24 protein-coding genes are annotated in these 23,662 nt (G+C 69.3%); 5 read left to right on the top strand and 19 right to left on the bottom strand.

Annotation, left to right across the window (positions count from 1 at the left end; genetic code table 11):
- Positions 1–4 precede the first annotated feature (4 nt).
- From HUA74_RS15145 to HUA74_RS15215, 15 genes are all read right to left on the bottom strand, one after another.
- A complete protein-coding gene (locus HUA74_RS15145; protein ID WP_174455082.1) occupies positions 5–571 on the bottom strand; it encodes a DUF3261 domain-containing protein in 567 nt (188 codons plus the stop codon).
- Complete coding sequence (locus HUA74_RS15150) at positions 559–1,791, bottom strand: NAD(P)/FAD-dependent oxidoreductase (protein ID WP_141640867.1); 1,233 nt, start codon at positions 1,789–1,791, stop codon at positions 559–561. Before HUA74_RS15150 ends, HUA74_RS15145 begins: the two co-directional genes overlap by 13 nt.
- Positions 1,788–4,085 carry an MMPL family transporter gene (locus tag HUA74_RS15155; RefSeq protein ID WP_174455083.1) on the bottom strand — a complete coding sequence of 766 codons (2,298 nt, stop codon included), beginning with the start codon at positions 4,083–4,085 and terminating at the stop codon, positions 1,788–1,790. Before HUA74_RS15155 ends, HUA74_RS15150 begins: the two co-directional genes overlap by 4 nt.
- A complete protein-coding gene (locus HUA74_RS15160; protein ID WP_174455084.1) occupies positions 4,075–4,686 on the bottom strand; it encodes an outer membrane lipoprotein carrier protein LolA in 612 nt (203 codons plus the stop codon). The genes HUA74_RS15155 and HUA74_RS15160 overlap by 11 nt, the downstream gene beginning before the upstream one ends.
- Positions 4,683–5,102, bottom strand: a complete 420-nt coding sequence (locus HUA74_RS15165) for a thioesterase family protein (RefSeq protein WP_141640870.1) — start codon at positions 5,100–5,102, stop codon at positions 4,683–4,685. Before HUA74_RS15165 ends, HUA74_RS15160 begins: the two co-directional genes overlap by 4 nt.
- A complete protein-coding gene (gene hutH / locus HUA74_RS15170) occupies positions 5,092–6,648 on the bottom strand; it encodes a histidine ammonia-lyase (protein ID WP_174455085.1) in 1,557 nt (518 codons plus the stop codon). The genes HUA74_RS15165 and hutH overlap by 11 nt, the downstream gene beginning before the upstream one ends.
- Entirely contained in the window at positions 6,623–7,567 is a 945-nt protein-coding gene (locus HUA74_RS15175) for an acyltransferase (RefSeq protein WP_141640872.1), read from the bottom strand. The genes hutH and HUA74_RS15175 overlap by 26 nt, the downstream gene beginning before the upstream one ends.
- Positions 7,564–8,301 (bottom strand): glycosyltransferase family 2 protein, encoded by a 738-nt coding sequence (locus tag HUA74_RS15180; RefSeq protein ID WP_174455086.1) that lies wholly within the window; start codon positions 8,299–8,301, stop codon positions 7,564–7,566. Before HUA74_RS15180 ends, HUA74_RS15175 begins: the two co-directional genes overlap by 4 nt.
- Positions 8,298–9,998 (bottom strand): AMP-binding protein, encoded by a 1,701-nt coding sequence (locus tag HUA74_RS15185; protein ID WP_174455087.1) that lies wholly within the window; start codon positions 9,996–9,998, stop codon positions 8,298–8,300. The genes HUA74_RS15180 and HUA74_RS15185 overlap by 4 nt, the downstream gene beginning before the upstream one ends.
- Positions 9,991–10,542 (bottom strand): hypothetical protein, encoded by a 552-nt coding sequence (locus tag HUA74_RS15190; RefSeq protein ID WP_141640875.1) that lies wholly within the window; start codon positions 10,540–10,542, stop codon positions 9,991–9,993. Before HUA74_RS15190 ends, HUA74_RS15185 begins: the two co-directional genes overlap by 8 nt.
- Complete coding sequence (locus HUA74_RS15195; protein WP_141640876.1) at positions 10,539–10,796, bottom strand: acyl carrier protein; 258 nt, start codon at positions 10,794–10,796, stop codon at positions 10,539–10,541. Before HUA74_RS15195 ends, HUA74_RS15190 begins: the two co-directional genes overlap by 4 nt.
- Positions 10,797–10,830: 34 nt before the next feature.
- On the bottom strand, positions 10,831–11,091 hold the full coding sequence (locus HUA74_RS15200) for a phosphopantetheine-binding protein (protein ID WP_174455088.1): 261 nt from the start codon (positions 11,089–11,091) through the stop codon (positions 10,831–10,833).
- Positions 11,078–11,857: a 1-acyl-sn-glycerol-3-phosphate acyltransferase gene (locus HUA74_RS15205; protein ID WP_141640878.1), complete on the bottom strand. Its 780-nt coding sequence runs from the start codon at positions 11,855–11,857 to the stop codon at positions 11,078–11,080. Before HUA74_RS15205 ends, HUA74_RS15200 begins: the two co-directional genes overlap by 14 nt.
- Positions 11,850–12,581 (bottom strand): beta-ketoacyl synthase chain length factor, encoded by a 732-nt coding sequence (locus HUA74_RS15210; protein WP_217443453.1) that lies wholly within the window; start codon positions 12,579–12,581, stop codon positions 11,850–11,852. Before HUA74_RS15210 ends, HUA74_RS15205 begins: the two co-directional genes overlap by 8 nt.
- 655 nt (positions 12,582–13,236) lie before the next feature.
- Positions 13,237–13,785, bottom strand: a complete 549-nt coding sequence (locus tag HUA74_RS15215; RefSeq protein ID WP_246136963.1) for a response regulator — start codon at positions 13,783–13,785, stop codon at positions 13,237–13,239.
- Here HUA74_RS15215 and HUA74_RS15220 point away from each other — a divergent pair.
- A complete protein-coding gene (locus HUA74_RS15220) occupies positions 13,784–15,088 on the top strand; it encodes a sensor histidine kinase KdpD (protein WP_174455089.1) in 1,305 nt (434 codons plus the stop codon). The two genes, HUA74_RS15215 and HUA74_RS15220, sit on opposite strands and share 2 nt — an antisense overlap.
- On the opposite strand, the gene HUA74_RS15225 is transcribed toward HUA74_RS15220, so the two are convergent.
- Complete coding sequence (locus HUA74_RS15225; protein ID WP_174455090.1) at positions 15,000–16,331, bottom strand: DUF4105 domain-containing protein; 1,332 nt, start codon at positions 16,329–16,331, stop codon at positions 15,000–15,002. The two genes, HUA74_RS15220 and HUA74_RS15225, sit on opposite strands and share 89 nt — an antisense overlap.
- A 161-nt stretch (positions 16,332–16,492) precedes the next feature.
- Between HUA74_RS15225 and HUA74_RS15230 the strand changes: the two genes are divergently transcribed.
- The 3 genes from HUA74_RS15230 to HUA74_RS15240 all read left to right on the top strand — a co-directional run bounded on the left by HUA74_RS15230 (position 16,493) and on the right by HUA74_RS15240 (position 18,217).
- A complete protein-coding gene (locus tag HUA74_RS15230; RefSeq protein ID WP_174455091.1) occupies positions 16,493–17,014 on the top strand; it encodes a hypothetical protein in 522 nt (173 codons plus the stop codon).
- 276 nt (positions 17,015–17,290) lie between these two features.
- On the top strand, positions 17,291–17,641 hold the full coding sequence (locus HUA74_RS15235) for a hypothetical protein (protein WP_174455092.1): 351 nt from the start codon (positions 17,291–17,293) through the stop codon (positions 17,639–17,641).
- A gap of 177 nt (positions 17,642–17,818) precedes the next feature.
- Complete coding sequence (locus HUA74_RS15240; RefSeq protein ID WP_217443454.1) at positions 17,819–18,217, top strand: four-helix bundle copper-binding protein; 399 nt, start codon at positions 17,819–17,821, stop codon at positions 18,215–18,217.
- Positions 18,218–18,282: 65 nt separating this feature from the next.
- On the opposite strand, the gene HUA74_RS15245 is transcribed toward HUA74_RS15240, so the two are convergent.
- Both HUA74_RS15245 and HUA74_RS15250 read right to left on the bottom strand, forming a co-directional pair.
- On the bottom strand, positions 18,283–18,855 hold the full coding sequence (locus HUA74_RS15245; RefSeq protein WP_174455093.1) for a GNAT family N-acetyltransferase: 573 nt from the start codon (positions 18,853–18,855) through the stop codon (positions 18,283–18,285).
- Entirely contained in the window at positions 18,839–21,808 is a 2,970-nt protein-coding gene (locus tag HUA74_RS15250; RefSeq protein WP_174455094.1) for a tetratricopeptide repeat protein, read from the bottom strand. Before HUA74_RS15250 ends, HUA74_RS15245 begins: the two co-directional genes overlap by 17 nt.
- 31 nt (positions 21,809–21,839) lie before the next feature.
- On the opposite strand from HUA74_RS15250, the gene HUA74_RS15255 reads away from it, so the two are divergent.
- Positions 21,840–22,541 carry a sigma-70 family RNA polymerase sigma factor gene (locus HUA74_RS15255; RefSeq protein ID WP_174455095.1) on the top strand — a complete coding sequence of 234 codons (702 nt, stop codon included), beginning with the start codon at positions 21,840–21,842 and terminating at the stop codon, positions 22,539–22,541.
- 264 nt (positions 22,542–22,805) lie between these two features.
- Here the strand turns inward: HUA74_RS15255 and HUA74_RS15260 are convergent, their stop codons facing one another.
- Positions 22,806–23,627 carry a phytanoyl-CoA dioxygenase family protein gene (locus HUA74_RS15260; RefSeq protein WP_174455096.1) on the bottom strand — a complete coding sequence of 274 codons (822 nt, stop codon included), beginning with the start codon at positions 23,625–23,627 and terminating at the stop codon, positions 22,806–22,808.
- Positions 23,628–23,662: the final 35 nt, after the last annotated feature.

The following is a 23,662-nucleotide window of genomic DNA, read 5'->3' on the forward strand; positions in this document are numbered from 1 at the left end:
GAGCTCATTCCTCCGAGGGGCGTGACTCGATGGTCAGCCGGTAATGCTCCGCCAGGTTGACCAGCTCCGCGCGGCCCACCCAGCGCGGCTCTCCATCATAACGCACCGTGAGCCAGTCCTTGTCCGCGTGGCGCAGCACGCGCATGCCCGGCGAATCCTCCAGCGTCCAGTCCGGCGGCAGGGCCGCGCGCACCGCCGGGGCCGGCCAGTAGACCAGCTGGAGGTCCCGCAGCACCGTGCGCGACTGGAGCTGCTCGGGCACGCGAGCGTCCCGCTGCTCGTCCAGCTTCGCGCCGTCCCACTGCAGGGTGAAGACGCGCTGGCCCAGCGCGAACCCCGCCAGCTGGAGCGACGACGCGTCGATTTCGACGAGCGCCTCCAGCGAGCGAGGTCCGCCCGGGTCCGCGTCATGCGCGAAGCTCAAGCGCTGCGACAGGCTCACGCTGCCTCCGAACGTCGCCGGAGCCAGCGTGAGCGTGGGCAGGGCCACCTCCGGCGCCACCCGCCGAGGGGGCGGGGTGACGCAGGAGACGAGCCCGAACAGGACGACGATGGGAATCAGGCGGCGCACAGCTGCTCGAGTACGCCGAGCCGTCGCCGGCTGTCAGCCACGAAGGGGTTCTCCTTGTCCCAGGCGTAGCCGGCCAGGATGGCGGAGATCATCCGACGCACCTCGGGGGACGCGTTGGGGTGGAAGATGACGTTCTGGAAGCCGCCCGCGTACCAGGACTCGACGAAGGTGCGGAACGTGTCCACGCCCGCCTTGAGCGGCACCGCGTAGTCGCGCTCCCAGTCCACCGTCTCGCCCGCGAACACACGGCCGATGCACTTGGACGCGAGGCTCGCGGACTTGACGGCGATGGTGACGCCCGAGGAGAACACCGGGTCCAGGAACTCGCCAGCGTTGCCCAGGAGCGCGAAGCCGTTGCCCCACAGCGACTTCACGTTCGCCGCGTAGCCGGTGATGCTGCGCGCGGGCGTGTCCCAGACGGCGTCCTTCAAGAGCTTCGACAGCGTCGGGTCATCCGCGACGATGGCCTTGAGCCGCTCGGTCTCGGTGCCCTGGAACTGCTCCAGGTACTCGCGCTTGGCCACCACGCCCAACGAGCAGCGCCCGTTGGAGAAGGGGATGGTCCAGTACCAGACGTCCACGTGCTTGGGATGCACGGTGACGCGAATCTTGCTGCGGTCGAAGTTGCCGCCGGACGGCACGCGGTCCTCCACGTGCGTGAAGAGCGCGCCGCGCACCGGGAAGTTCGACGGCGTCTCCAACTGGAGCAGGCGGGGCAGCACACGGCCGAAGCCGCTGGCGTCGAGCAGGAAGCGCGCCTGCACGCGGTACGTTTCGCCCTCGGGCGAGCGCACCGTGATTTCGGGCTCCGCGCCGGTGACATCCACGGACTCGACGGTGTGGCGGAAGCGCAGGGTGGCGCCCATGCGCTCGGCGGCGAGCGCCAGCACGTGGTCGAAGGTTCCACGCTGCACCTGGTACGTGGTGCCCCAGCCCTTGGAGAACTTGTCGCGGAAATCGAAGTCCGTGTACGTCTCGCCGCGCGCGAAGGCCGCTCCATTCTTGAACTGGAAGCCCGCCTCCACCACGTCGCGAATCATCCCCGCTTCCTCGATGTACTCCATGCTCTGCGGCAGCAGGCTCTCTCCGATGGAGAAGCGAGGGAACTGCTCGCGCTCCAGGATCAACACCTGACGACCCTGCTTGCGCAGAATCCCCGCGGCCACCGAGCCAGAGGGGCCCGCCCCAATGATGACGACTTCTGTCTTTTCTACCTTCACGACACGTCCTTGCCAGGAGGCAGTCTGCAACAGGGCGTGAGCAACCAGATGGTGACTTCGCCCAGTAGCATGGTGAGACCAAAGGAGCGCAGGGCCGGAGTGGCCGAGAGCCCCAGGAGACCGAATGAGAGGAGGGTGCTCACGCCCGCGAGTGCCACCGCGAGCCAGGCGGAGCCCTCACCCGGGTGCTCCAACATGAAGATTCCGTAGTCCACGCCCATGCCCAGCAGCAGCATGAGGCCCAGCACGCTGAAGAGCTGGAGCGGCTCGCCCACCCAGCCGAACACCGCCAGCGTGACGAGCGTGCCCACCACCGTGGGCAGCCAGGCCCGCCACGCCTCGCGTCGGAAGCGCACGACGAGCAGCAACAGCACCGCGACATAGCCCAGCAGGATGAGCCCGCCCATGAGCCGGCGGTAGCGCTCCAAGAGCCGGGAGATCTCCTGCGTCTTGTCCACCCACCGCACGCCCTCCAGCCCCTGGGCGGCGTCGGCGATGCGCGGGAGCACCGACGGGTCATTCAGCCCGCGCAGCATGACGATGCTGAAGTGCTTCTCGCCCAGGCGCCCCAACCACTGCTGCCGGATGGCCGCCGAGGCGGGACTGGCGAGCAGCCGCTCCGGGGTGAGTACGTCGTCCGCGAAGCGCGCGCGGGTGGGCTCCTCTCCCGTGGCCTGGGCCACGGCGGCCACCGCCTGCGCTTCCGCGTGGGCGCTCAGCTTCGCGTCCGAGCGCTGCTGCTCCGCGCTGGGCAACCAGTCCGACACCGCGCGATAGCCCGCGAGGACCTTGTCCGCCACCAGCGGGTCCAGGCGCGCCTTCAGCGAAGCCTCGCGCGAGAGCACCTGCTCTTCGTCCTGGCCTCCCACGAGGAAGAACTGGGCGGGGCTGGGCAGGCCCAAGAGGCGCCCCAACTCGCGCTGGTCGGCGATGAGATTCGCCGGCGCGCCCTGCAGCTGTCGCACGTCATCGCGCGTCCGCACGCGCCACAGCCCTCCGACGATGAACAGGACGAGCGCCGCGGTCCCCACCCACCACGCGCGGGTGGAGGCGAAGCGGGGCCAGCGCGCCAGGGATGTGGCGAAGCGCGTGGAGAAGGACGTCACGGGCAGGGCGCCGGTGTCCAGCGTCGGAAACCAGCAGGCCACCGTCAGGAACGCGCCCACCAGTCCCGTGGCGGAGAACAGCGCCATCTGCCGCAGCCCGGGGAAGGGCGCCACGCCCAGGGCCAGATACGCCACCACGCTGGTGAGCAGCGCCATCACCATGCCCGGCAGCAGGCTGCGCATCAGTGGCCCGCGCTCGGAGGGCGGCTTGCCCTGGCGCGCGGCGAAGTAGTGGAAGCCGTAGTCCTCCGCCACGCCGACCAGGCTGGAGCCGAAGACGAGCGTGAGCAGGTGGACCCGCTCGAACACGAGCGCCGTGACACTCATCGCCACCGCGCAGCCGATGCCCAGCGACACACCCACCAGGATGATGGGCCGCACCGAGCGGAACGTCAGCCACACCAGCACGAGCACCGCCACCAGCGAGCCGATGCCAATGGTGGACATCTCGTTGCTGGCCTGGGACGCGGCGGCCTCCGCGTACAGCGGCACGCCCGCGGCCACCACCCGGCTGCCGGGCACCTGCGTCGTCACGGCGGCCCGCGCGCGGTCCACCACGGTGGTGATGTTTCCGTCAGCGCCCAGCGCGAAGGCGGAGACCTGGCTGTGCCACGCCAGGAGCACCCACTCGCGGCCTTCGCCAGACAGCCAGAGGCGACCGTCGCGCGGGCGCGCGGTGCTTTCGGAGGCGCGCGCCGCCCACCAGTCCGGCCACAGGCCCAGCGGGTCCGCCTCCCAGTCCGTCAGGTGGGGCCCCGCGGGCTGGTACAGCTTCATCAGCGCCGTGCCGCCCAGCTCCTCCGGTGTCGCCCGCGAAAGCCACGTGCGCTGCGCGGGCGTCAGCAGCCTGTCTCGATAGGGACGGTACAGCTCCAGCGCCGCATCCAGCGAGGACGCGTCCAGGGCGGAGGGGCTTAGGAGCGAGGTGTCCTTCGAAAGCTCCGCCGTGACGAGGTCCGCCGCGCGCTGGGCGGATGCCCAATCCGGCGCACCCACCAGCAACACCAGCTCCCGGCCCGCCTGGTCCGCGAGCTTGCGCGTGGCGGCATCGACCTCCGGGGCCTGCTCGTCCTCGGGCAGGAGCGCCAGGACGTCGGTGTCCAGGCGCGCCGAGCGCCAGAACTGGACCTGGTGCACACCCACGGCCAGCACCACCAACAGCCAGAGGATGGCGGCCCTATTTCGCAAGACGCCCGGCTTCCGCGTCATTGGGGGCGGGTGTCTGGCTCAGCTTGTCGAACTGGATGACGCTGGTGTCGCCGCGCGCCTCGTCCAGCTTGACCTGCCTCACGTACGAGTCTCCCTCCAGATGGATGCTCTTGAAGACCCGCGCGAGGCCCGCGTCCGTGGGCGTCAGGGTCAGCTTCCAGCCTGTCGTGCCCACGAGCTCGCCCTCGACGCGAAAGCGCTTGGACAGCGCGGCCACGTCACCGGACAGGAGCGCGAACATCACCTCGTTCATCGCCGCGAGCCCCGGCTCCTTGCTCGCGTCCAGGCGATAGGCCGCCGCGCCCGTTCCCTGCTCGGCGCTCAGCGACTTGCGCGTCAGCGTGAGCGTGGACGCGAAGGGCACCCGCGTGTCCCACAGCACGCCGTGCTCCCGCGACAGCAGGAACGCCCCGCGCGAGACGAGCGGCTTCTTGAAGCCGGCCACCGTCTTCTTCTGCTCGAAGTCCCCCCGCAACAGCGGCACGTCCGCCAGCCGGGCTCGGACCCCCGCGACGATGTCGTCACCGGCGCTGGCCGTCGAGCCCACCAGCAGCATCACCAGCAAGAGCGCGCGCTTCATTCGGGCTTCACCCCCAGCCGCTGCCAGAGCACCGGCGGACAGATGTACTGGAGCTCCTTGGTGGCCATCGACACGGCGACCTGGACGGTGTGGGCCTGGTTCACCTTGCGGCCCGTGGAGGCGTCTCGAATCACATAGTCGATACGGAGCCGGTTCTCCCATTCGGTGATTTCGGCGCGAATCTTCAGCGTCTTTCCGTAGAGCGCGGGCTGCACGTACTTCAGCCGCATGTCCACGACGGGCCACGCGAAGCCGGACGCCAGCATCTGCGGGTAGTCGTAATCGAACTTCGCCAGGAGCGCGCACCGCGCCAGCTCCAGGTACTTCACGTAGTGGCCATGCCAGACGACCTCCATCAGGTCGATGTCATGGAAGGGCGGCGACAGCTCGATTTCATGGCTGAGGTCAGGCCTCATAGAGCCCCCACTCGCGGGCGCGGATGGCGCCCAGCAGCCCTTGCAGCTCCTTGTCCAACGCTCGGTCCTCCACCACCAGCGGGATTCGCTGCTCCAGATCGGCCTGCATCGACGCAAGAGACGGCGCCAGATTCATTTCTTGAGCAATCCGGCCGCGCAGGGTGATTCCCTGACGCGCCGCGATGAGCATCGCCGCCACCACCTGCTCGGACAGCTCCAGCACCCGGAGACAGTCGCGCGCGGCGATGGTGCCCATGCTCACCTTGTCCTGGTTGTGGCACTCGGTGGAGCGGGAGAACACGGACGCGGGCATCGTCTGCTTGAGCGCCTCCGCCGTCCACGCGGAGACGCTGATCTGCACCGCCTTGAGGCCGTGGTTGATGGCCGCGCGGGGCCCCGTGGAGCCGGAGAGGTTGGAGGGCAGCCCGTGGTTGTAGCGGGTGTCCACCAGCAGCGCGAGCTGCCGGTCCATCAGGTCCGCCACGTTGGCCACGGCCGTCTTGAGCCCGTCCATGGCGAAGGCGATGTGGCCCCCATAGAAGTGGCCGCCGTGCAGCACCCGCTCGCTGTCGGGGTCGATGAGCGGGTTGTCGTTGGCGCTGTTCAGCTCGTTCTCGATTTGCGCCCGGAAGAAGGGCAGGGCGTCCTCGAGCACGCCAATCACGTGTGGCGCGCAGCGCAGGGAGTAGCGGTCTTGCAGGCGCTGCTCGTTGCGGCTCGGCCGGTCCGTGGCCAGGTCCACGCGCAGTCGCGCGGCCACGCGCTGCTGTCCCACGTGCGGCTTGAGGGCGAACAGCGCCTCGTCGAAGTGGTGCGCGTTGCCGGCGCTCGCCACCACGTTGAAGGCGGTGAGCCGGGTGGCCAGTCGTCCCAGGTACTCGGCGCGCTCCCACGCGAGGCAGGCCAGGGCGGTCATCACCGCCGTGCCATTCATGATGGCCAGGCCTTCCTTGGGGCGCAGCTTCAAGGGCTTCAGGTCGTGCCGCGCGAGCACCTCCGCGGCGGGACGTCGCTCGCCCCGGTACCAGACCTCGCGCTCTCCGCAGAGCACCGCCGCCACGTAGGAAAGCGGCGTGAGGTCGCCACTGGCACCCACCGAACCCTCGGCGGGAATCAGCGGCAGGATGTCGTGGCGCAGGAGCAGCTCCAACTGGGTGAGCAACCCCAGCCCCACGCCGGACACCCCCTGGGCCAGCGAGGCCAGCCGCGCCGCCAGCACCGCGCGCGTCTCCTCGGGCGTCAGGAACCGGCCCGCGCCAATGCCGTGGTACGCGTAGAGGTGGTGCGGCAGCTCGGCGATCAGCTCGGGCGGAATGGAGACGGTGCACGAGTCTCCGTACCCCGTCGTCACGCCGTAGATGTTCCCGTCCTCCGCCAGCAGCCGGTCCAGGAACTCCGCGCCCCGGGTGATTCTGCGGCGGAAGTCGGTGGAAGTGCTCAGCTCGGCGTCACGCTCCCGGCGTGACAGCGCGGACACGTCTTCAATGGCGAGCCGGCTCCCATCGAACCGGACCGCACGCTCATTCTTGATTCCTGGCGGAGGCATTCGCCTGATCCCAAAAGGGAAAGAAGTTGAACCAATCGAACGGAGAGCGCTTCAGCAGCGCCGTCACCCGCTCGGCATAGTGTTGGGCGTGGCCCGTCAACGCGGCCGCGCGCTTGCCCCGGGGGAGCTCGACACGCTCGGCCAGGGTCTCGAAATGGATGGTGTATCCGTTGTTCTCGTGGATGCACCCCAGCAGGTACAGCGGGCACTTGAACAGCGAGGCCAGCACGTAGGGCCCCACGGGGAAGGCGGCCTTGTGCCCCAGGAAGTCCACGTCCACCGTCTGACTGGCGCTCACCGGCACCCGGTCTCCGGCAATCACCACGAACCCGCCCTCCGTCACGTACTTCTCCAGCGCGACGGCCGTCCCAGGCCCCATGTCCGTGACTTCCACCAACTGGAACCCGCTGTCCGGATTGAGCCGCTTGAGCAGGCGGTTGAACTGCTCGGCATGTCGGGTGTGCACCAGGATGTGGAGCTTCACTTCGCCACGCTTCTCCGCCATGGCGCGACACAGCTCCAGGCAGCCCATGTGCGCGGTGACGATGATGCCGCCCTTGCCCGCCTTCACCACCTCGTAGAACTGCTCGCGCCCCTCGGTGTGGACCTGCTCGAAGCGGTATCTCCCGCTGACGGCCAGGAGCTTGTCGAGCATCGTCTCCGCGAAGGTGACCATGTGGCGCAGGCTGTCGCCTCGCCCGGGTTTGCGCCCGAGCGCGCCGGTGGCCTGCTCCACCCGCGAGAGGTACTGGAGCGATGCCTTGCGCACCACGGGGCGGGCCAGCCAGTGCACCAGGACCACGGGGTACAGACAGAGGCGGAACGGCCAGCGCCCCAGCAGCCGGTGGACCCAGTACAACAGCCAGATGCCGAGCACGAAGGTGCTCTCGCCCATCTCCGCCCAATGCCGCGGCTTCATGCGGAGACCTTCCGCCACAAGAGCAGCGGCAGCCGCAGCAACATCCCGAAGAAGAGCCGGGCGTGCATGCGGGAGATGCGCACGTTGTCCCAGAGCACGTCGAAGTGGGAGATGCCGTCGGTGGGGTAGCGCACCTGGGTGGGTTGGTTGAGGATGCCCACCCCTCGCCAGTACAGCCGCACGATGACTTCCACGTCGAAGTCCATGCGCCTGCCAATGCTCACCGAGTCGATGAGCGCGAGCGTGGGCGTCAGCGGATACACGCGGAAGCCGCACATCGAATCGCGGATGGCCAGTGACAGCGTGTTGATCCACACCCAGATGTGCGTGGCGTAGCGGCCGTACAGCCGGCCCTTGGGCACCGACTCGTCGTAGATGGGCGTGCCACAGATGATTTTTTCCGGGGCCGAGGCCGCCAGCTCGACGAAGCGGGGGATGTCCCGGGTGTCGTGCTGGCCGTCGGCGTCAATCTGCAGCGCGTGGCTGAAGCCGGAGGCCTTCGCCGCCCGGAAGCCCGCCATCATCGCCCCGCCCTTGCCCTCGTTCCGGGGCAGGCGCACCAGCTCGATGCCGGACCTGTCCGCCTCCGCCAGCGTGTCCAGGACCTTCGCGCAGCCCGGCTCGCTGCCGTCATCCACCAGCAGGCACGGCAGCCCGTGCGCGCGCACGGAGTTCACCACCGCGCCCACCGCCTCGCCGTGGTTGTAGACGGGAATCACCACGCAGAGCTTCATCCGCGGACCTCACCGAGCAGGATGCGGCCGCTCCCGTGGGTGCCGGCCTCGGACGTGTACTTGAACTGGAGGCTGCCCTTGGCCTGCGTCCAGGTGAGCTCCAGGGTGAGGAGCGTCTCGGGGACGATGAGCTGCTGGAACTTCACCGCCTCCATGCGGAGGAACTCCGGCGGGAGCGTGAACAACTCCCGGCCCAGATGGAGCGCCCACTCGATTTGCGCCACGCCGGGCAGGATGGCCTTCTCCGGGAAGTGGCCCTTGAAGTACGGCAGGCTCGCCGGTGTCTCGATGCTCAGCACGGCGCGGTCCGCGGTGTGCTCGAGCACGCGCAGGGGCGGGCGGCGGGAGTCGAAGAGGGCGACGAGCGCGGCCTCGGTGGATTTGCCCTGGGAGTTGACTGGCATCGCCTCCAGATACCGGAATCGACGCGGAAGGACACTGGGCTCGAACTGGGAAGACAGGTGCTTTCGGATGGCCCGGTTCAGGAAGGGCTTTCCACTGTCGGCGTGAAGGTGCCGGCCGGTGGGCCCCAGCACGGCCACCACCCCCAGAACCGAGCGATTTCCCTCGGACAGGGGCACCACCCGCGCCTCGCGGACGAGGTCACTCTCCAGCAGGGCCCGCTCCATGGCGCTCAAGGAGACCCGCTTCTCCTCCAGTTTGAGCAACCGGTCCATGCGCCCCAGCAGCTCGAAGCCCTCTGGCAGTACCCGGGCCCGGTCCTCCGTCTGGAACCAGTTCCCGTCCGGCAGGTGGGGGGAGCGGACCGCCAGGGCGTCCTCCGTCAGGCGGACCTCCACGCCGGGCATCGTCCTCCAGCTCAGCGCCTCGTCCTGGGTGCGCTGGCGCCAGGCGATGCCCCCGGTCTCCGAGCTGCCGTAGACCTCCACGGGCGCCTGCCCGAGCAGCCCGCGACAGGCGTGCAGAGCGTCGGTGGACAGGGGGCCCCCCGAGGAGAACACCGAGCGCAGGTTCCCCCGCACGCCCGCCCAGTCCAACGTGTCCGGCAGCCGCTTGAGGTGGGCGGGGCTGGCGATGAGCGCCGCCGGCCCGTGCGAAAGCTCGGCGACGATGTCCTCGGGGTACGGCAGGCTCCGGGCCAGGAACGGCCGGCCCGACGTCAGCGGCCAGAGGACCCGGAACAGCAGGCCGTAGATGTGCTGGTGCGACACCGTGGCGAGCACGCGGCAGGGACTGGGACCGAGCCTGTCATCGAAGAGGTCCGCCAGCGTGGCGACCTCCCGGGTGAGCTGCCCCAGGTGTTTGGGGATGGCGGCGGGCTCTCCGCTGGAGCCGGAGGTGTAGACGACCAGCGCCTGGGCCTCCGGGGAGAGCGGCGTCCACTCCGCGCGCGCGCCCTTCTGGAACTTCAGGAGCGGGGTGGACGAGGGAATCTGGCCGGCGAAGCCGTCCACCTCGCCGCGGAGCTTCTCGCGAGTGGTGGGCTGGATCTCCGAGGGAAGATAGACGCACCGGCCCGCGTGCCAGGCGCCGAGCAGGGCCGCGGCGAACTCGAAGGTGTCCTCGAAGGAGAGGGCGAAGCGGTGGCCCCCATGCCGCTCATACGCCGCGCGCCAGCCGGCGGCCCGGGCCTCGAAGTCCGCGAAGGTGAGCACCTGCCCCTCGCGAAACGCCACCGGGAAGTCGGCGGGGCGTCCACGGCTGAGGAGGTGTTCGATGGCGATGCGCTCAGCCATGGGCGTGGCTTGCCTTCACGCGTCGGCGCACCAGCCACTCCCCGGCGAAAAGCACGCCCATCAGCCCATAGGCGATGAGCCCGTTGTACAGCGCCCACGTGGCGTCACTGGCCCACAGCGCGGTGCCCAGCGCGATGCTCCCGTTGACGACGAAGAACCCGCACCACACCTGCGTGACCCGCCGCGTATAGGCCACACCGGACGGGGGGAGCTCGGGCTCGCGCAGCCGCGCCAGCCGTTCGATGACGCTGGGCGGGGACACGAGGCTGGTGGCGAAGACGGTGAGCAGCATCGTGTTCACGAGCACCGGATAGAGCTTCAGCGGCAGGGCGTGGTTGCCCAGCAGGCTGGTGCTCGCGAGGACCAGGGCCCCCGCGGCCGTGACGAGCCAGACACGCTCGCGCGTGGCCACGGCCCGCACGACGGCCATGCCCGCCAGGGGCACCGCCATCCAGCGAGGCTCGAACCGGCCCAGGCCCCAGTACACCAGCAGCGGATACGCGAGGCTCAGCACGCCGAGCAGCGCTGGACGCAGAAGCTTCACGCCGCCACGGACTCGTCGAGCAGGCTGTGCAGGGCGTCGACGACGTCCTGAATCGTCCGGACCGACTTGAAGACCTCCGGCGGAAGCCGCTTGCCCGTCACGGGCTTGAGCTTCACGAGCAGGTCCACGGCATCGATGCTGTCGATGTCCAGGTCGTCGCGGAGGCGGGCCTCGGGGGTAATCCGGGCCGGGTCGATGTCGAAGGTGTCCTGCAGGAGCGTGCGCAGGTTCTCGAAGAGCTGGGTCTTGGTCATGTGCATATCCCCCTCGAATGGGTGGTGCGGGTCCTCAGGACTTGCGGTGGGCGCTCACGAAATCCGCGAGGGCGCGCACACTGGCGAAGTGACGGCGGTTCTCCTTGGAGTCGCTCGCCAGCGCTACCCCATAGGCCTTCTGGAGCGCCAGGCCGAGTTCCAGGGCATCGATGGAATCGAGCCCCAGCCCCTCGACGAATAGCGGCGCCGCCGGGTCTATATCCTCCGGCTTGAGGTCCTCGAGGTTCAGCGTCGCGATGACCAGCTTCTTGATTTCCTGCTCAAGCGCCTGCATGGCGTTGTGTCTCCGTGGAGAAGTAGTCGTGCAATCTCTCGGTGAGATGGCGGGCCGCGAGGGCCTCTCCGTGCGCCTCTTCGACCAGCGACGACACGCGAATGTCGTCTTGAACCACGATGTTGAACTTCATCCGGGTGGGGGCCACGCGCCACCACGGCATCCCCTTGGTGAGCGCCATGGGCGCCACCTGGATGGTGACCGGGGTGATGTCGCACGGGCCTCGCACCGCGATGTTGGCCGCCCCGCGCTGCAGCTTCATGGGGCCGGACAAGGGCGTGCGGGTGCCCTCCGGGAAGATGATGAGGTTGTTGCCCGCCTTCACGGACGCGATGCAGGCCTCTACGAGCTCCGGGCCGGAGTCATTGCAGAGGTAGCCGGTGGCCTCGATGGGGCCGCGCATGAAGGGGTTGTTCGCCAGGCTCGCCTTGACCACGCAGTCCGCGTTGGGCACCAGCGAGATGAGGAACACGACGTCGATGAGCGTGGGGTGGTTGGCGAGGATGAGCAGCCCGGGGCGCGCCAGCTTCTCCACGCCCTCGACGCGGTAGTCCAGGCACCCCAAAAAGTGCATCAGCCCGACGAAGAAGCGGAACGAGTGGTGCACCGCCAGCCGGGCCAGCCGGGTGCGGCGCGGCCTGTCGCGGACCAGGAGCGACAGCAGGGGGAAGAACAGCAGGCGCAGCGCCAGCCCCCCCACGCCGAAGGTGGCGAAGGAGATGCCCGTGGCGATCACCCGCCAGCCGCGCTCCAATCGCTCAAGCATCGCGGTGCCACCGCCAGAGTCGGGAGCCCGTGTGGTGCTCGAAGCGCGCCTCGCCGGAGACGAGGAAGCGCAGCACGGAGAGCTCCTCCGGCAGCGGGTCCACGGACGCCCGCTCCGGTGCGCCCTCCGAGGCGCCGCAGGTGAGCTGGTAGGTGGGGCCTTCTCCGGCCGCCCGCACGCTGCAGGCCCAGGCGTGCGGGAGCGCCACCTGCTCGGGGAAGTGCGCGAAGGGGGCGGGGCGGGGCTCGTCATAGACGACGACGAGGACCTCGGGGGCGCCCTCGGACAAGAGGCCGCACGCCTCCACGAAGGCCGCCTCCACCGTCTCCGCGCCCGCGGCCACCGCGCTCTGCGCCGTCAGGTCACCCCGGGCGATGGAGTACAGCGCGCCAATGGCGTTGTGCACCGACAGGCTGAAGGACGTGGGCGACAGCGGGGTGGCCTGGGCCAACTGCTCCAGCAGCTCCACGGAGCGGCCCATGTCCCCGTAGCGCGACGCGAACACCATGGGACACGGAGGCGCGTCCGCCTGGCACGAATAGGCCGCCTGCAGCGCGATGCGACCCATCCGGTCCACCCGACGGCGCATCATCGCCGGCATCTCGGTCAAGGGCGGGGTGCCCTCGGCCGGAAGCGGATGCGGCTGTGAGAGCCAGGACCGCCAGGCGTCTTGCCCGACAAGCCCGGGAGCCCACGCGGCCCAGTGGTGGACGGAAAAAACCATGATGGCAGGGAAAAAGGCGGATGCTGCGTGCGGCGGTCCTCTACCAAAGCATCATATACGAGACAATTGGCTCCAATGAGGATTGCCTCGGAGGACGAGCCAAGGGGCCTCCGTATTCACTCGGCCATGCTACGCCGCGCCCGCACCGGGCCGAGAGGGGTGGGGCGGCGGCCGCGCTCGCATGGCCGGAGGGGAAGAAGCCGCGCGGCGCTGGGATTCGGAGCCGTGACGCCCGCGATTCCACCTGGAACGCAGCGCTCATTCGCACGTGGCGTATGCGGAACGCCAGGGTTCCGCGACGCTGGGTGGTAGGGGGTGGGATTGGCCTCTCGCGGATTCCCCCCGGTTCGGTTCCTACCCGGGCGCTGATGGTGGATCTCCGGGCAGGTGCTTCGTGGGGGCTCATCGCTTCCGCCAGGATGGAATCGCGATGGCGGTTGTGGCCCGTGAGGCAACGGACCGGGCCAACGGGTTGTCCTCGGGGCCACGCGTGGGTGCTCGCGCGGGAGTGATTCGCGAGGCCGCTCGTGGGGGAGAACGCCGCGTCGCGTCCCTGGTACGCCGCTTGAAGATTGTGGGCGGGAGCCGTTCGTCCCAGGGAGCGCAGGTGATTCGCCGGAACGCCGGACCGGAGGTAGCCGCGAGGAGGCCCGACTCAATCCCGGGCGTTGAGAATGTGTTGGAGGAGCTGGCGGGAAATCTGGAGCAGCTTCGCGGCGCCGCGCACGCTGCCTCCGGATTTGGCCAGGGCCTCGTCCACGAGGGTGTCGCGGACCAGGCTCTCGAAGTGATGCAGCGGCACCTTGCCGGCGCTCGCCCTCAACGCGGGGCCCAGCTCCGGAGGGCCTGACAGCGTCTGGGTCCACACGGCTTCCAGCCGCGCGAGGTCCAGCGGCTTGGGGACGAAGGCGCGCACGCCACTGGCGGCCAGTCGGAAGGCCTGCTCGGCCGTCGCGCTGCCGCTGATGGCAATGACATACGGCAGGGGCTCCACCGCGAGCAGGTCATCCAGCAGGGAGTCGCTGGTGCCGTCCGGAAGGCTGACGTCCAGGAGCACCGCGTCGGGAGGTTGGGTTCGCAGCACCTCGCGCGCGGCGGCGAGGGTGGTGACGTGCGTGATTCGTTCAGCGCGGGATTGCAGGACGTCTTCGAGCACGCGCGCCAGGCTGACCGAGTCCTCTATCAGCAGGAGGTGTTGGACCATGGCCATACAGGAAAGCATAACACGCAAGGTCCTCACCGATGCGTCCAACGATGGCGAGGTGCTGGTGAGCGCGGTGCGCATCGTCTTCTGCGCGCTGGTCATGGCGCGCTTCCTGGCGTTGGGGGGCGTGGCCGCGGATGGGGGCTGGCCGGCCGCGGTGCTGGAGCTGGCCTTGTTGATTTCGGGCATGACGCTGTCCGTCGCCGCGTTCTGGGCGGGACGGCGGCGACTGTTCGGTCCGAGGCTGCTGGTGGCCTCCGCGCTCCTGGACGCCGTCGTCGCCCAGGGCACGCTCCTGTCCACGTTGTTGTGGCATGGCGACAGCTACACCGGCCTGTTGCGGATGCCGGACCCCTCCGCCGTCATCGCGGTGGTCTTCATCACCGCGTTGCGATTGTCACCTCGTGTCGCCTGGGTGGGCACCGGCGCGAACCTGCTGCTCCTGGGGGGACTCGTCGCCCTCGACTTCCGGTTCAATGCCAGTCAACTGACGTATGGCGTTTCGGAGGTCGCGCTGCTCGTCATCTTCGTCGGCAGCGCGGGGAGTGTGGCCGCGGTCGCGTGTGGCGTGGCGCGCCGGATGGTCCTCAAGTCCGGTGCGGAGGGGGTGAGGATTCGACGGGCGCGCACGAACCTGAGCGTCATCCTGCGCGAGCACCACGATGCGCGGACGCTCCTGTCGGCGGCGCGACTTCGCGCGGACCTGCTCCTGAGAGACCCGGGAGGTGCCTCGTGCTCGCGGCATGTGCAGGGGCTGGCGTCCGACCTGCGCGAGCTGTGGGAGTTCGTGGAGAGCGTGAAGTCACGCGCCCTGGGCGAGCTGGCGATGATTGACGAGGCGACCCCCGTCGAGGTCTCCGCCACCCTGCGCAACGCGGCCGCCGTGGTCCAGACGCGCTACTCGCATGTGCGAATCCTGCTCGGGCCCGGGGCACCGGAGGGACAGGGGCCGCGCGTCTGGGTGGTGGGCGGCGAGCGGGGGCTGGCGCACGTGGTGACGAACCTGCTCGTGAATGCGTGTGAAGGGGATGGGCAACGTGGCGCCGGCACCGTCCAGGTGAGCGTCGAGCCGGAGGGCGGCACTCGGAACATCCTCCTGCGGGTGAGTGATGACGGGCCGGGCTTCCGGGCGGGGTTGCTGGACGGGGCGCGTCTCACGGGAGGCACGACGAAGTCGGAGGGCTCGGGCCTGGGGATGCGGCTGGTGGGCGGGCTCATCGAGGCGAGTGGAGGGTCGCTGCGCGCGTCGAATCTCCCGGAGGGTGGGGCCCGGGTCGAAGTGATGCTCCTCGCCGGTGGGTGAGCGTCTGGGGGGCCCGCCACCGCTTCACGTGGACGAGCGCCAGTCCGACGTTCGCGGCGAGCAGGACGGTCATCGGCTCGAGCGTTTCCTGGTGTGACGTGGGCGACAGCTTGAGCAGCACCGCCAGCAGGGAGCCGAGGGCGAGCACGCCGACGCAGTGACGTGCTCGGCGCTCGGCGCGCTCATTCCCCCAGGCGATGCCCAGGCCGAGCGGGAGCAGCGCGAGTGAGAGGGGATGGGCCAGCCACTGGTTCTCGTTGAGGCCGAAGTAGGGGTGCTCGGAGCCGAGCATCAGGACGAAGCCAATGGCGCCCGCCGTGCCGAGCGTCGCGCCGATGAACGCGTGGTACAGGCCGAAGGTGATTTGGAAGGCGCGCCGGTGCGTATGCGCGCGGGGCACCGCGAGCAGGACCATCGCGCCCGCCACGAGAAGGGCGAGGAGCCCTCGCGTCAGAGCGGTGGGGCCTGGGGCCAGCGGGGGAGGAATGGTGGTGGTCAGGTGCTCATCGTGGCTTCGCCTCACGAGCGGAGTCGAAGTGCCCTGTTCGCTCATGAAGGAGAACTCCGCGAGTGCCCGGGCCAGCTCCAGGGGAAAGGCGGCCTCCTCCCACCGGGTCATCGGCGCGTCCACGTCGTCGTTCAGCCAGAGCATCAGCGCCCACTGGAACAGCGGGGTGTCGCGGGTGTAGCGGCGAAGGTGCTCGCGGTGGGTCAGCGCGGCGGGGCCCGCGAGCCGGGCGTGCAGCGCTCCGCCCAGGGCGTCGTCCAATGCATCGCGCAGGCGCGTCGCGCAGTTTCCCCGCAGCGGGTCATACGCGTACTCGCGCGTCTCGGGATTCACGTCGCGTTCGAGGCGCGCGAGGAGTCGGCGCCGCTGCTCCACGGACAGGTCCAGCTCCTGGAGGAAGATGGAGCGCCCCCGCGCGCGATAGAGGAAGAACGAATGCTCCACCGAGAGCCGGGCGGCCCAATAGGTGGGTCGCTCCAGGAGGTAGCGCACCTCGGCGGCGGGGCCATGGGATGTCACGCCATAGCTGTAGAGCGCGACCTCACCCAGCCGCGTATCCTCGACCCAGAGGGCGCTGTGTCCGAAGCGCTCCTGGACGTATGTGCCGGGACCGAAGGTCACCACCTGGATTCGCAGCGCCTCCGGCTGTGTGCCGAAGTCCTCGGCCGTCGCGGCGAGCAGCGGTGTGCTCCAGAGCAGCCCCAGGAGCAGGGGGAGTGTCGCGAGTCTTCCCATGCTCGCGAGGGTTCCACTTCGCCGTCATCCGGGGCAGGGCAAGAAATCTGGCAGTGGGCAGGTTCCTGGCTTCGCGGCACCTTGGCTTCGCTTCGTGAGCGACGTGGCCCCTGGGGCCGCGCCATGCACACGAGTGTGACCCACCCCTAGAGGAGACGACGATGACCGCTGCCCTTTTCCCCACTGCGATGACGCCTCGCTTTGGTTCGAGCCTGATGGCGATGCTTGCCGCCGCCGTGCTGTTCCTGCTGCCCGGAATGGCGCACGCCGACGATGGACTCCGTTCCGTCACCCGGCTCCGCATCACCGTCGCCACGGGCGGAGACGACCTGCGCAATGCCAGCCACGCGGTGGCCGCGATCAAGTACGTGGGGCTGTCCGGCAACCAGCTCACGGCCAGCATCAACCTGAACAACGGCGCGCGCTGGCCTGACTGGACCTCGCACACCGTGACGATGGTGACGCCCACGGGCATGCTGCTCGCCAACCTCGTCGAGTTCAGCATCCAGTTCACCTCCGGCCAGCCGGACATCTTCGCCACGGGTGACAACTGGAACATGAACGCCATCACCGTGACGGCCGTCCTCGATGACGGGACGGAGGCCGTCATCATCCAGCAGGCCGACAATTACCTGCACCGCTTCTGGAGCGACCACGACACGCGTTGGGCCACCGCGCTCTAGCGCGACCCGGGCCAGGGCCATCCTGGCCGCGCGCGACGCCGGACCTCCCCAGGACTTTCGGGGGGGCCGGCGTTTTTCCGTCGTCGGGCCCTGGCGCGGCGTCCGCGTCGAGGTGCGGGGCCGCGTGCGGGTCGCTGGCCCGCGGTGACGTGTCTCGCATCAGGTAGAGAGGGTCCCTCCGGGGTGCATTGCCGCTCCGAGGCCTCGACGGCAGCTTGGCCGCTCTCATCAGCCGGCATCGGCTGCACGGCCCCATGCGGGCAGGAGCGTCACGCCATGTTTCAGGTCCTCGCAGGCATTCTGGCCGCGGCGGGTGTGGCCGGGTCGAACCCGGTCCCCGATGCCGCCCCGGACGCGTCCGCCGATGCCGAACTCGCCAGGGCTTGCACCACGTTGACGGCGCCGGGCGGCAGGAAGGCGAGCGTGTGCAAGACGTGGACGGCCACGGGCGGCGGCTACTACAAGGGCACGTGGTCCACCAGCAGCCACGGCAGTGGCGTCAAGCTCCAGTTCTACGCCGATGGGTGGGTCGTCAACGCCGCGTGGAATGGGAGCTACTCGGGCGTCGCGCGCTTCCATCTGCGGCTGTGCAACACCAGCTCCGGGCAGTGCTCGGCCTGGTTCTAGCCACGCCCCCTTCCTCATGAGCAGGCGGTCCGCTCTGGCCACCACGAGCACGTCTGGTCGCCAGCCATGGTGCCCAGGCCCTGTCTCTCCGCTCGCCCCTGCGAAGCCCCCGCGGCCGTTGTGAAGCGCCCTGTCCCTCCCCACCTGTACGCGAACCCAACGCACGGAGGTTGTCGCATGGCTCAGGTGGAATCCCAGAAGTTCCAGATGCAGCCGTTCCTCGTCGGCGCGAACAGTCAACTCACGGATGACATGCGCGCCTGCATCAGCAACTGCATGTCCTGCGCGGCCGTGTGCCTGCAGACGATGACGTACTGCCTCCAGAAGGGCGGGAAGATGGCCTCGGCGGACACCATCCGCCTGATGGAGGACTGTGTGCAGATGTGCAAGACGAGCGCGGACTTCATGCTTCGCGCCTCGCCGCTGCATCCGCAGACGTGCGCTGTCTGCGCCGAGGTCTGCGAGCGGTGTGCCGTCGCGTGCGAGCGCATGGCGGACGACGCGGTGATGAAGGCCTGCGCGGAGTCCTGTCGCCGCTGCGTCGAGTCCTGCCGACGCATGGCGAAGATGTCCTGACGTCGCGTGCATCACGGGCCGGCCGCGCCGCTGTCGGGGCGCCGGCCGGAGCCCGGATCGGCGGGCTACGCGGAGGGCTCGCTCCAGTCCCAGGCGACGATGGCCCACTCGTCCGTCGCGTCGCGGTAGGTGTGCAGCGGCTTGAACCCCACGCGCTCGTGGGCGCGCAGGGAGCGGGTGTTCCGGGTCGCGACCTCCGTCACCAGCACGTCGAAGCGCTCGCGGTACAGCTCGCGATGCCCGGCATAGAGCTGGTCGAACAGCCCCACGCCCCGGTGGGCCTTGTCGATGCAGATCTGCCCCATGACATAGAAGCGCTGCTCACCCAGCGGACGGCCCTGGTAGTCCAACGTGTCCAGCAGGTCGAACATGGGGACGAGCACGGGCATCAGCGAGCGGCACTCCCGGGGCATCGTCAGCGCGTAGGCCACGAGCTCTCCCGCGTGGCTCGCGATGATGCTGGGGGCCAGGGCGTGCATCCGCTCCAGGGCCGACACGTCATGCTCCACGGTGACGAAGCCCTGCGAGCGCATCTCCTCCGTGCTGATGGCTTTCGGCAGGTTCTTGCGCTGGAGGTCCAGGATGCGCGCGAGCTCCGAGGGGCTGCGCACCGGTGTCACGTCATAGGGGCTGGCCATGCGCCGGAGGATAATGGGGACCGGGTTCGCGTGTCTCGGCTTCGCTCGGAGCCTGGCGGGGGCCCGGCGCGCGATGGGTCGCCAGCCACTGCTCGACTTCCTTGACCTGCCGGGCTCGGGGCTTGGGGAAGCGGTGGTTGTATTCCTGCGCGGCGGTGGCGAGCTGGCGGGCCCGCTCCAGGCCGTTGGACGTGCTCATGAGCGCACGCGCGAGCGAGAACCGGGCATCCGCGAGGAAGTCGTCGTTCTTGGTCGACGTCTGTTTCTCGTAGACCGTCACCGACCGCTCGAGGACGGGAATGGCTTTCTTCGGGGCTCCGAGCCCCTGGTAGTCATCGCCGATGCCGAGCAGGTCGAGCGCCACCATGGAGTGTTGGGGGCCCAGGCTCTTCTCGTTGATGAGCAAGGCGCGCTGGTGATGCTTCAAGGCCTCCTCGAAGTGCCCCAGGGAGGCCAGCGCGGTCCCGAGCCTCGACAGGGAGGAGGCGACCTCGGGATGCTCGGGGCCCATCACCTTCTCGCGGATGCGAATCGCCCGCTGATAGTGCTGGATGCTCTCCTCCGTGCGCCCCAACTCCAGCAGGAAGCCGCCGATGTTGTGAAGCACGCTGGCGGCGGGCTCGCTCTCCTCGCCATAGGCGCCCTGGTGGATGGCCAGGGACTCCCTGGCGTATTTCAGCGCGCTCTCGGAGTCGCCGACCCGGATGCTGAACACGGAGAGGTTGCCCAGGACGGTCGCCAGATAGGGATGATTGGGGCCGTAGGTCTTCCGGTAGATGGCCTCCGCCTCGAGCAGGTAGCGCAGGCCCTCCGCGTGGCGATTGAACTCATGGAGTGCGTGGCTCATCGTGAGCAGCGCCGTCCCGAGCTCGGGTTCGTTCGCGGTGTAGACCTTCCGGGCGAGCTCCACCGCCTTCTCGCTCGCGGCCAGCGCCTCCGCGGGGCGGCCTCGGGTGCGGTGCAGGCTGGCGAGGTTGCGGAAGTACATCGCCTCGATGCGTGCGTCTTCGCCCAGCCGCTTGAGGGCGGCTTCCGCATGGGCCGGGGCCACGCCATCGGGGTCCACTTCGGGCCCCACCAGGCTGATGAGCCGGATCATCCCCGCCCAGGACTCGGCGGCCTGGCGGTCATGACGGCTCGCGGTGGCGACCTGGATGGCGTGGTGCAGGGTCTTGATGGCGTCGCGGTAGGCGAGGTTCTTTCCCTGGGATTCGGCGACGAGGTCCAGGACCTCGGCCTCCAGGGGCCCGTAGCCAATCTCGTGCGCCTCGCGTGCCACCTCGGTCGCGAGCGCGAGGGCAGGGGCCAACTGGCCCGCGGTGAGCTTCGCGCGGACCTGCGCGCGCTGAGCGCGCACGGCCTCCATGTGTTTCTGGCTCGACTCGTCGGTGGGCGGAGGCTCCGGTGCGGCGAGCGCGGAGAGGTTCGCGCAGACCGAGAGGTTCTCCAGGCCGTGCGCCATGCGCGGCGAGTTCTGGATGACCTGCGTGTCCGCGGTCGCGAGCGTGTCCACCACGGCGCCCAGGTCCTTGAGTCGCTGGTCCAGGCAGATGACGCGCCGTTCGAGCAGGCGTTCGGTCTGCTGGCCCTTCACTCGCGTGGCGACGCAGGCCTCGTGACTCGCCGCCACCCAGTTGCGCGCGAAGCCGTCCAGGGTGCGCTCCACCTCGCTCCAGGCTCCGGCGGCGTAGGGGAGGGGGCTGCTCTTGAAGACGGTCTGGACGGTGGCCTTGCGGGAGGCGTCCCAGATGCCGATGAGGGACTGCTCGCTGCCCGCGCAGGGGTCTCCGGAGGTGGAGCGGTGAAGGGCCGCGCCACCGGCGAGGAGCAACAGGCCCGCGCTCGCGGCGAGCACCGCGCGCCGCCATTTTTCTCCCGGGGCATGGCCGAGCCTGCGCAGCAGCGCCTCCATGGAGTCGTGGCGCGCGTCGGGTGACGCGGAGAGCCCCTGGAGAATCACCTGATGCACCCAGGCGGGAACATCCGAGCCCTGCGGCGGGCGCGGCCCTGGCTCGGGAAGGGGGGCCTCAGGCGTGGCGTTCACCACCGCTGCGGGCCTGGCGAAAGGCCGCTTGCCGTAGAGCGCTTCATGGAGCGCGACGCAGAAGCTGTACTGGTCGCTGCGCGCATCGGAGGGCTCGCCGCGTTTCTGCTCGGGAGCCATGTACGCGGGAGTTCCCAGCACCATGTCCGAGCGGGTGTGCCACTCGGAGCGCAGGGGAACGGGAGACGAGGAGCCCGGAGGCGTGGGCGTGTCGTCGATGCCCTCGACGATGCGCGCCAGTCCGAAGTCGGTGATGCGCACGCGGCCGTCCTTGCCGACGAGCGCGTTGTCTGGCTTGAAGTCGCGGTGGACCAGTCCCTGGGCATGCGCGGCGGCGAGACCGCGTCCCGCTTGGATGAAGAGGCTCAGTGTCTCGCGCCAGTCATTGCGTCCCTTGCGAGCGCGGATGTGCGAGCGCAGGGTGGTGCCGTCCACCAGCTCCATGGCGAGGAAGACGTGCTCCCCGAAGCGACCCACGTCGTGGATGGTGATGACGTTGGGGTGGATGACGCGCGCGGTGGCCTGGGCCTCGCGCAGCAGTCGGGCCTGCGCGCGCTCCAGGTGGGCGGGGGTCGTCGAGTCGATGCGAATCAGCTTGAGCGCGACGCGACGGTCCAGCTCCGGGTCATATGCCGCGTGGACGACGCCCATGCCGCCCGCTCCGATGCGCTCGAGCACGACGTAGCGGCCCAGCAGCGCGCCGCGCTCGAGCCAGGAGAGCGGGGGGACCGACGAGGAAGGGGACGGAGTGGACGAGCCTGCCTCCCCGTCCTCCGTGCGGGCCGCCTCCCCTACGAGTGCTCGACAGGAGGCGCAGGAATCAAGATGCTGCTCCACCTGGCGCGCCGCTTCTGCGTCCAGTTCACCCTGTGCGAAGGCGAAGAGTCGTCGCGTCTCGAGGCATTCCATGACGCGAGGACGATAACCGACGTGGGCGGTCATGACGATGAATGGCACCGACCATGAAGTAGACGTGTCTTTCGCGCGAGCCTGCGCTCGCGGTGATGCGCAGGCCCTTGCGGAGTTCGAGGCCCGCTACGTCCCGCAGCTCCGAAAAGCGTTGCTGCACCGAGGAATGGAAGTCTCGGTGGTGGACGAGGCGCTCCAGGTGCTGCGCGTGAAGCTTTTTCTTCCCAGCGGTGATCGCGCTCCGCGAATCGCGGATTACGAGGGAGAGGGCACCCTCTTGGCGTGGCTCCGTGTCGCGGCGCTGCGCACCGCGCTCAACCTGATGCGGGAGCGGCGGATTTCGTTCGATCTGGACGACTCCAAGCTCGCGGAAACGAGCGTGCCGGAGGTGGACGCGGACCGGCGGTTCATCCAGGAGCACTATCGCGAGGACTTCGCGGCGGCGTTCCAGGAGGCGCTCAAGGCGCTGGAGCCGCGCTCACGGACGCTCCTGCGCCTGCATCTGGTGGAGGGGTTGGGGACGGCGCAGATTGCCCGCGCGTATCAGGTGGACCGGTCCACGGTGAAGCGGTGGCTGGCGCAGTCGCGGGAGCGGCTGCGTGATGATGTGCGCCAGCGCCTCGCGGCCCGACTGGGCGAGGATACCCAGGGGCTCAGCAGCCTGCTTCGCGTGCTCCAGAGCCAATTGGACCTGAGCATCCGCAGCGTCATGCGAGACGCGACGCCCACCTGAATCCCTTCAGGGGATTTGCTGGCGAAAGCGTTGGGAAACCAGGGGGTTGTGGCGCGGGTGGAGATTCTCTCGCGAGAAATGCGCCACCTGTTCGCGGGGCGTGTCTTCCAGGAGATGCACCCCGGAGCGTGCCTTGCTTCCTCACACCCCACGCGGTGCGGGTCCGGGGCGGGATGACCGTTGCGGTTGGGATTCGACGGGAGCGTGGAGCCGACCCGCGGGGGGCGGCTCCACGCTCCATGTTCGAACGCGGCGGACGGTTCGTCAGGGCGCGGGAGTCGCGCCGAGTGCCCGGCGAATCGCCCGCGTGACGGGAAACTCGTCACCGTCGTTACTTTCGAGCGTCCTGGGCCCCGAGGGGAACAGCGGAGGCTGGGCCATGAAGCGTGGCCGGGCACCCCGGTGGGGCTGCGCCGCGTGCACGATGAAGGGGTGGCACAGGTAGACGGTTCCCGCGTCACCGGTGGCCCGTGCTTCAGGACAGTGGGTGGTGGTGTCGAGCCTGCTCGCGATCTCCATGAAGCTCAGTCCCGCGGCGCCTTCCGGGGCGAGGAGTCTCGCGATGTCCCGGTGGGAGCCGACGCGGATGCGCGTGGGGGCGTCGTGCTCTCCGACGTCGGAGAACAGGAACAGCATCAGCAGCGCGCGCCCCTGGGAGGCGACATTGGCGCGCCACTCAAAGAAGGAGCCCGTTCCGCCATCTGGAGGCGGGAAGCTGGTGTCGACGTGCCAACCGTCGTCGCCGGGATTCTCGGCGCTGGGGAAGCGGATGGGAAAGCTGCCCAGGCTCATCCGGGGAGCCCATCTCCCGGGACCGACGAGCTGGTCGTACGCGGCCCTCAAGCGAGGAGTGTTGGCTGCTTGTCGGAAGGGCTCCTGGATGTATTCACCGAGCCGGATGACGGGACGTGTCCAGGTGGATGGGTCCTCCGGGGAGCAGCCCGTATCGCGCCAGAGGATGTCGCGCGCGGCGTCCGCGACCTGTCTGGGAAATGCGTCATCGAGCCGGACGAAGCCTTCCTCGATGAACTGTTGGACCTGGGCATCGCTTAGAACAGACAGGGGGGCAGGGTGGGGAGGGGTCATGGGAATCGTCCTCGGCTCAATGCCTATCGATGGAT

This window comes from Myxococcus sp. CA051A, from assembly GCF_013336705.1.
Lineage (GTDB): Bacteria > Myxococcota > Myxococcia > Myxococcales > Myxococcaceae > Myxococcus > Myxococcus llanfairpwllgwyngyllgogerychwyrndrobwllllantysiliogogogochensis.

Coding starts and splice junctions, on each gene's coding strand:
- HUA74_RS15205 (WP_141640878.1), bottom strand. CDS start 11,857: ATGCTTGAGCGATTGGAGCGCGGCTGGCGGGTGATCGCCACGGGCATC.
- HUA74_RS15195 (WP_141640876.1), bottom strand. CDS start 10,796: ATGACCAAGACCCAGCTCTTCGAGAACCTGCGCACGCTCCTGCAGGAC.
- HUA74_RS15175 (WP_141640872.1), bottom strand. CDS start 7,567: ATGAAGCCGCGGCATTGGGCGGAGATGGGCGAGAGCACCTTCGTGCTC.
- HUA74_RS15235 (WP_174455092.1), top strand. CDS start 17,291: ATGTTTCAGGTCCTCGCAGGCATTCTGGCCGCGGCGGGTGTGGCCGGG.
- hutH (WP_174455085.1), bottom strand. CDS start 6,648: ATGCCTCCGCCAGGAATCAAGAATGAGCGTGCGGTCCGGTTCGATGGG.
- HUA74_RS15260 (WP_174455096.1), bottom strand. CDS start 23,627: ATGACCCCTCCCCACCCTGCCCCCCTGTCTGTTCTAAGCGATGCCCAG.
- HUA74_RS15210 (WP_217443453.1), bottom strand. CDS start 12,581: ATGGTTTTTTCCGTCCACCACTGGGCCGCGTGGGCTCCCGGGCTTGTC.
- HUA74_RS15245 (WP_174455093.1), bottom strand. CDS start 18,855: ATGGCCAGCCCCTATGACGTGACACCGGTGCGCAGCCCCTCGGAGCTC.
- HUA74_RS15225 (WP_174455090.1), bottom strand. CDS start 16,331: ATGGGAAGACTCGCGACACTCCCCCTGCTCCTGGGGCTGCTCTGGAGC.
- HUA74_RS15230 (WP_174455091.1), top strand. CDS start 16,493: ATGACCGCTGCCCTTTTCCCCACTGCGATGACGCCTCGCTTTGGTTCG.
- HUA74_RS15220 (WP_174455089.1), top strand. CDS start 13,784: ATGGCCATACAGGAAAGCATAACACGCAAGGTCCTCACCGATGCGTCC.
- HUA74_RS15215 (WP_246136963.1), bottom strand. CDS start 13,785: ATGGTCCAACACCTCCTGCTGATAGAGGACTCGGTCAGCCTGGCGCGC.
- HUA74_RS15180 (WP_174455086.1), bottom strand. CDS start 8,301: ATGAAGCTCTGCGTGGTGATTCCCGTCTACAACCACGGCGAGGCGGTG.
- HUA74_RS15185 (WP_174455087.1), bottom strand. CDS start 9,998: ATGGCTGAGCGCATCGCCATCGAACACCTCCTCAGCCGTGGACGCCCC.
- HUA74_RS15250 (WP_174455094.1), bottom strand. CDS start 21,808: ATGGAATGCCTCGAGACGCGACGACTCTTCGCCTTCGCACAGGGTGAA.
- HUA74_RS15240 (WP_217443454.1), top strand. CDS start 17,819: ATGGCTCAGGTGGAATCCCAGAAGTTCCAGATGCAGCCGTTCCTCGTC.
- HUA74_RS15255 (WP_174455095.1), top strand. CDS start 21,840: ATGACGATGAATGGCACCGACCATGAAGTAGACGTGTCTTTCGCGCGA.
- HUA74_RS15200 (WP_174455088.1), bottom strand. CDS start 11,091: ATGCAGGCGCTTGAGCAGGAAATCAAGAAGCTGGTCATCGCGACGCTG.
- HUA74_RS15160 (WP_174455084.1), bottom strand. CDS start 4,686: ATGAAGCGCGCGCTCTTGCTGGTGATGCTGCTGGTGGGCTCGACGGCC.
- HUA74_RS15165 (WP_141640870.1), bottom strand. CDS start 5,102: ATGAGGCCTGACCTCAGCCATGAAATCGAGCTGTCGCCGCCCTTCCAT.